9 protein-coding genes are annotated in these 6,072 nt (G+C 37.0%); 6 read left to right on the top strand and 3 right to left on the bottom strand.

The features are described from left to right. On the bottom strand, positions 1-81 hold an 81-nt coding region (locus AC52RT_RS02110; RefSeq protein WP_495539213.1), incomplete at its 3' end, for a DUF2187 family protein. Between the two features lie 323 nt (positions 82-404). Here AC52RT_RS02110 and ykzS point away from each other — a divergent pair. Then, on the top strand, positions 405-599 hold the full coding sequence (gene ykzS / locus AC52RT_RS02105) for a protein YkzS (RefSeq protein ID WP_430166260.1): 195 nt from the start codon (positions 405-407) through the stop codon (positions 597-599). A gap of 136 nt (positions 600-735) precedes the next feature. On the opposite strand, the gene AC52RT_RS02100 is transcribed toward ykzS, so the two are convergent. Next, positions 736-1,224 (bottom strand): sigma-70 family RNA polymerase sigma factor, encoded by a 489-nt coding sequence (locus AC52RT_RS02100; protein ID WP_495539212.1) that lies wholly within the window; start codon positions 1,222-1,224, stop codon positions 736-738. A gap of 279 nt (positions 1,225-1,503) precedes the next feature. Beyond that, positions 1,504-1,866, bottom strand: coding sequence for a PilZ domain-containing protein (locus tag AC52RT_RS02095; protein WP_495539211.1), 363 nt, complete (start codon positions 1,864-1,866; stop codon positions 1,504-1,506). A gap of 140 nt (positions 1,867-2,006) precedes the next feature. Between AC52RT_RS02095 and AC52RT_RS02090 the strand changes: the two genes are divergently transcribed. From AC52RT_RS02090 to AC52RT_RS02070, 5 genes are all read left to right on the top strand, one after another. Beyond that, a complete protein-coding gene (locus AC52RT_RS02090; protein ID WP_495539210.1) occupies positions 2,007-2,189 on the top strand; it encodes a hypothetical protein in 183 nt (60 codons plus the stop codon). Between the two features lie 116 nt (positions 2,190-2,305). Then, the gene (locus AC52RT_RS02085; protein ID WP_495539209.1) at positions 2,306-3,016 is read left to right on the top strand and encodes an ABC transporter permease; all 711 of its coding nucleotides are present in this window, start codon (positions 2,306-2,308) and stop codon (positions 3,014-3,016) included. A gap of 288 nt (positions 3,017-3,304) precedes the next feature. Further along, the gene (locus tag AC52RT_RS02080) at positions 3,305-3,571 is read left to right on the top strand and encodes a phosphocarrier protein HPr (RefSeq protein WP_040375987.1); all 267 of its coding nucleotides are present in this window, start codon (positions 3,305-3,307) and stop codon (positions 3,569-3,571) included. After that, entirely contained in the window at positions 3,571-5,295 is a 1,725-nt protein-coding gene (gene ptsP, locus AC52RT_RS02075; protein WP_495539208.1) for a phosphoenolpyruvate--protein phosphotransferase, read from the top strand. Before AC52RT_RS02080 ends, ptsP begins: the two co-directional genes overlap by 1 nt. 471 nt (positions 5,296-5,766) lie before the next feature. Next, positions 5,767-6,072, top strand: a 306-nt coding sequence (locus AC52RT_RS02070) for an SDR family NAD(P)-dependent oxidoreductase (RefSeq protein ID WP_495539207.1), incomplete at its 3' end; no start/stop codon positions are given.

The raw sequence follows: 6,072 nt of genomic DNA, 5'->3' as shown, positions 1-6,072 counted from the left end.
CGAATTTTCGTTAACTTTTTCGACAATACCTTGTAATCCTTCGCGAAATTCAATAATATTTCCCACTTCAGCCTTTTTCATCTCGACCACCCTTTACTTTTCCATTTTCTAAGTTATCGATAATGAGATCAAAAGCACCTCATCATTTGAAGACATACTCTAGACAATGATTCGATTAGTCAGCTTACGTTTGAATACAGCCTAGAAACTAAATAATTTATAATACAGTTTGCACTATTTTTATCTATACGTAAAGAATTTAATTGATAATCTTGTAATTTTTACCTTAATTACTTTGCATAATAGTGTTTTTTAGACATAAGCAGGATTGCTTGTCTTTCAAGGATGACTTAAAATAGTAAAAGTGTTGGATAAGGATCTACGCATCAAAAGGAGGATCTTTGATGGAAACCAAAGAAATAGAACGAATACTGGATCAACTTGCAAATAAAGAAATCTCCGAATATAAGGTGAGTAAAGAACAGTTTATGGATTTTCGACAATTATTAATTAAACGACCGGATTTCAAACATTTTAGAGGAATTGCCGAACACAATGCTGATATTATCTATCAGTATACAGATACGGCAAGAAGTTAATAGAAGCAGCCATTACAAAATGGCTGCCCAGGCTGTCGAGATACTCGACGGCCTTTTTATCTTCTGAATGACCTTTAGCGCACAAAAAGACCATCACAGCACATCAGTTGGAATCGTATCTGGGAAAGCTCCAGCTTTAAAGACTATTTAAAGAGGTCCGCAATTTTTTTAGTGTTGACCTCCTCCAGGATTTGACTGCCGCGATCGTCACATTTTGTCGATCAGCGATTTCTGAAATGGACAACTGTGCATCAAAGGTCAAAAGCACCCAGTTTTTTTGTGATTCCGTTAACCCTTCACAATAAGCAAGAAGATATTCATACTGTAAGGGAGTATCCTCCGTAATTAATGTATTTTCAATTTGTCCTGATCCTGGTTCAAAGGGAGATACGAGTAAGTTTGTTTTTGTTTCATCCCTCAGTCCATGTAGAATGCGACCTTTGACCATGCTGTAGGCAATTGAAAGGAAACTACCTTTTTCTGGATTATAGAGGGAGTAAGCATCCCAAAGTGCTATTAAACCAATTTGAAAATAGTCATCTTGATTTTTATAAATCATTAAAGAACGAATAATACGGTTAATCATGGGCGTATATTGCTCAGCTATAGCAGAAAATTCCTCCATATTGTACACCTTCTGAAATATGCATATTTCATTTATTCCCGGTGTAGTAAAGGTACAAAAGAATAGATGAAATAGCCAAAGAGCAATCCAGTGATTACAACTAAGATAACACCACTACGGCCAGTTTTTTTTAGGAAATTTAAAGGTTTGTGGAGGGAAAACCAAGATTTCGGACAAATAAGGTTTGAATCGGGATATTTCGTTCGACAAGAGTTGATATAATGCATGAAAGTGTCCATATAAAAAACTCCGCCAGTGCATACATGCATGTTGAGGGAGTTAGACTATTTTACTTTTATTATATTTTTTTAATTCTTCAATGATTCGTTTGTTAACGATTAGATCGTCATGAAAGATAAACCCATATGTATGGTTTTTAGACCATTCCTGTTTCCAAACGATATTCCCGGAACGCATAAATTTTTCTTCATTTATAGAGAACGTAAGGACTAGCTCCATTTCGATTGATTTGGGTATATCAAGGATGGATTGAAATTTAACGCCGCGAGGACTAATGTCAAGCAGTTCCATCTGGCCTTTCCGACTTAGCCCATTTACCCCTCTTAAGCGTGTAATACTGAAAAATCCTGATATAGGGGGGGTGAATGTAAATCGGAATGGTTCGTCACGATTGTATTTCATAAGTATTCCTCCACATTTTATTAATCGTTATCTATTGTAATATAACACACTACATATGGATTTAATTCTTGCTAAATCCTACGGTTTTTTCAATTTATGAATTGAATTATACTAAAAAGTATGGGAAGGAGATGTAGATTGTGTTTTTGTTCGAAAAGGTAGTGTATTCCGATATTGTAAACATTCAGCATATGAAAATAAATGAAGGGGTTATTCCGACTTTAGTGGGTGCAAGTGGTTCGGTTTTTTCAGGTTGTACAAAAAACAGAAGGGTCATCATTCATGATTTCTCACTCGAAAATACTGGCGGACGTTTATTCTGAACATCAAATAATCTTATAAAAAAGTTGCTCCGTGAAGGGATTAATATGGAAAGACAAGAAATAATAGATATAGAGTTTTGGCGATTGATGGCTGCTTTTTTTTTGTCTTTGTCTTATTGATTATTGTTAGGTGGAGAGGGATTGCTCGGGAAAAACAAATCAATATCGCAACATTCCGTATGACGAGCCAACTTGTTCTTGCAGGGTATATATTGACATATCTACTTGCTAACCCGAATCCCCTGCTCACGACTTTATTCTTAGCTGCAATGTCGCTATTGTCTATTTATACTATTTTTAAGAGTACTGGTTTTCCGCTTAGCAATAAGATAAAAGGAGTAATCGCTCTTTCGATGCTATGCGGTCCACTCTTTGCATTGTTGTATTTTACCAGTATCGTCATTCGCTTTAAGCCATGGTATGAACCACGTTACTTTATCCCGATAGCCGGAATGATTGTCGGAAATGCGATGACAGGTATAACGTTAGCTCTAAAAAGTCTCGATAACTTAAAAGGACATCGTGATAAGGTGGAAGGAGCATTAATGCTCGGTGCGGCACCTGCCAAAGCAAGTAAGATATTTGTTGATAAAGCATTTGATTCTGCAGTATTGCCTACACTCAACAATATGTTAGGGAAGGGCATTATTTTCCTGCCTGGCATGATGACAGGGCAAATGCTAGCTGGAATCAGCCCATTAGTAGCGATTGAATACCTAATTGCCATTTTGCTTGGTATTCTTGGCAGTGTATCATTAACGGTTGTTCTGTTTATTATCCTCGGATACCGTGCATTCTTTACCAAACATGCACAGTTGGATGTGTGATAAGCAGAATTCAGCCGCTCTAAGAATTTCGTATAATCATGTAAAGTTGTAATAAAATTCAATATAAAAAGACAAATTAAATTTACACGCTTTTTTAAGAGATAAAAATTGTAGGATTACTCAAGGAATGCTATTCTGTAGAGGGGTTAGTAGTAATTTAGTGCCACAAGTCAACTGTAAATGCTTTCATTTCCAATGTGTTCCTTCATATGGAAATCTAAGTGATTTTTAAATAGTTGACTTTGATAAGAAAGACCCAATTAACTTATATGAAGGAGAATGATCAACATGGTCGAAAAATCATTTAAAGTAATCGCTGAAACAGGAATTCATGCTCGTCCAGCAACACTACTTGTACAAGCTGCGGGTAAATTTGATTCAGATATTAATCTTGAGTTTAATGGTAAAAAAGTTAACCTTAAATCTATTATGGGCGTAATGTCTCTTGGAATTGGTAAAGATGCTGATATTACGATTACTGCTGAAGGTAGTGACGAGCAGGATGCGCTTCGTACGCTGGCTGATACATTGAATAAAGAAGGATTAGCTGAGTAATGTCATCATTATTAAATGGGATTGCCGCTTCAAATGGTATTGCAATTGCTAAAGCGTATCGCTTGATTGAACCAGAACTAAGCACATCAAAACGGACAATAGAAGTTCCAGCTGATGAGCAAGTACGGTTCAGAGCAGCCATTGAAACGTCAAAACAAGAACTTGAAAGCATCCGAGATAAAGCAGAAATAGATTTGGGTGCCGATAAAGCAGCTATTTTTGAAGCGCATTTGCTTGTTTTATCTGACCCAGAACTCTTGACTCCCGTTGAAGATAGAATTAAGTCTGAAAGCATAAATGCTGAATTCGCTCTTAAAGAAACAGCAGATATGTTTGTTACGATGTTTGAACAAATGGATAATGAATATATGCGGGAGCGCGCAGCTGATATTCGTGACGTTACTAAGCGTGTCCTTGGACACTTATTAGGCGTTCAAATCCCTAATCCTAGCATGATTGCAGAAGAAGTAATCGTCATTGCAGAAGATTTAACTCCTTCGGATACAGCACAGCTAAATCGTCAATTTGTTAAAGGTTTTACTACTGATGTAGGTGGAAGAACTTCTCACTCGGCAATTATGGCTCGTTCTATGGAAATTCCTGCAGTGGTTGGAACGAAAGCAGCAACAGCGGAAATTCAGAACGGTGATTTAGTCATTGTTGATGGATTAACAGGGGTTGTTCATATTAATCCTACTCCAGAATTAGTAAAGCGCTATGAAGATGAGTATACAGCGTATGAAGCACAAAAAGCTGAATGGGCTAAACTTGTAAATGAGCCAACTATTTCTGCTGACGGTAAACAAGTTGAATTGGTTGCTAATATCGGAACACCTAAAGATATAACAGGTGTTATTCAAAATGGCGGTGAAGGTGTAGGCCTTTATCGTACTGAATTCTTGTATATGGGTCGAGATCAGCTTCCAACTGAAGATGAACAATACGAAGCGTATAAAGCTGTGTTAGAAGGTCTTTCAGGAAAACCAGTTGTTGTACGTACACTTGATATCGGTGGAGATAAGGAACTTCCTTACCTGAACTTACCGAAAGAAATGAATCCTTTCCTTGGTCACCGTGCAATTCGGTTATGCCTTGAAGAACAGGAAATATTCCGTACACAGCTTCGTGCTCTTCTTAGAGCAAGCTCGTTTGGAAACTTAAAGATTATGTTCCCTATGATTGCCACACTTGGTGAGTTCCGTCAGGCTAAAGCTATTCTTGAAGAAGAAAAGCAAGAGCTTCTAAAAAATGGTGTGTCTGTTTCAGATCATATCGAAGTTGGCATCATGGTCGAAATTCCTTCAACAGCTGTAATGGCTGATACTTTTGCTAAAGAAGTAGATTTCTTTAGTATCGGTACGAATGACTTGATCCAATATACAATGGCAGCGGATAGAATGAACGAGCAGGTTTCATACCTTTATCAACCATACAATCCAGCTATTTTACGTTTGGTCAAGATGGTTGTTGATGCAGCTCATAAAGAAGGAAAATGGGCAGGTATGTGCGGTGAGATGGCTGGGGATGAAGTTGCAATCCCATTGTTATTAGGTCTTGGACTTGATGAGTTCTCAATGAGTGCAACATCCATTCTAAAGGCTCGCTCACTGATTACTAAATTGTCACAATCAGAGATGGAATCATTAGCTGTATCTGTATTAACTATGGATACTAATGATGCTGTTAAAGCTGCTGTTGAAGAGGCAGTTGCTAAATTTAATTAAAGTTAAAACCCAATTAACTAACGTTGATTGGGTTTTTTATTTATTTTAAACAAAATGTTTAGAGTATGTAACGGCGGGTATTAATAAAGCAAGCACAGTTGTTTAGTATGGTAAAAGCAGCTGACATTCTCATTTTCCCCCTTTTTAACCGGCTAAGTAATGATAAGCCGGTTTTTTTTGAGGTATGAAAACATGCCTTAATTTTTCTTGAAAAGTTCACGGGTAAAAAGTCCAATAAATCCAAACATACATATGCCTAGTAAATAATATAGAAACATTTTCTTCACCCTTTCTTAAACACTCTTTGTCTCTAACATACATCGTTTTACACAAGATAGTAATATAAAATACAAATAGTCACAAAAAATCCATTTTTAGAAAAGCGCGTTTAATATTATCTGATTTTTCGCTTAATATTTAATGGAGTTAAGCTATACTAATGTAATCATACGGTAAAAGGGAGGAAGAACAATGGATTTAGGTTTACGTAATAAACGTGCGCTTGTTATTGCTTCAAGTCAAGGTCTTGGAAAAGCAATTGCTGCTGAATTGCTTAAGGAAGGTGCAGATGTTATGCTGGCGAGCAGAAATGAAGAGAAACTCGCAGCAGTTCAAAAGGAATTAACAGGTTTAGGAGGGAGAGTCTCATTTAAAACAACGGATATTACAAAGCCGGATGAGGTGAAAGCTTTGGTCAAACAAACAGCAGATGAGTTTGGTGGATTTGAGATTCTAGTGAATAACTCAGGGGGTCCACCAAGTCGGAAGGCCAAGCGG

Source organism: Peribacillus sp. (assembly GCF_059453735.1).
This window is presented reverse-complemented; position numbering and strand designations above follow the sequence as displayed.

Excerpts from the sequence above, each read along its gene's own strand:
- ptsP (WP_495539208.1), top strand. The coding sequence starts at position 3,571 with ATGTCATCATTATTAAATGGGATTGCCGCTTCAAATGGTATTGCAATT.
- AC52RT_RS02095 (WP_495539211.1), bottom strand. The coding sequence starts at position 1,866 with ATGAAATACAATCGTGACGAACCATTCCGATTTACATTCACCCCCCCT.
- AC52RT_RS02080 (WP_040375987.1), top strand. The coding sequence starts at position 3,305 with ATGGTCGAAAAATCATTTAAAGTAATCGCTGAAACAGGAATTCATGCT.
- ykzS (WP_430166260.1), top strand. The coding sequence starts at position 405 with ATGGAAACCAAAGAAATAGAACGAATACTGGATCAACTTGCAAATAAA.
- AC52RT_RS02100 (WP_495539212.1), bottom strand. The coding sequence starts at position 1,224 with ATGGAGGAATTTTCTGCTATAGCTGAGCAATATACGCCCATGATTAAC.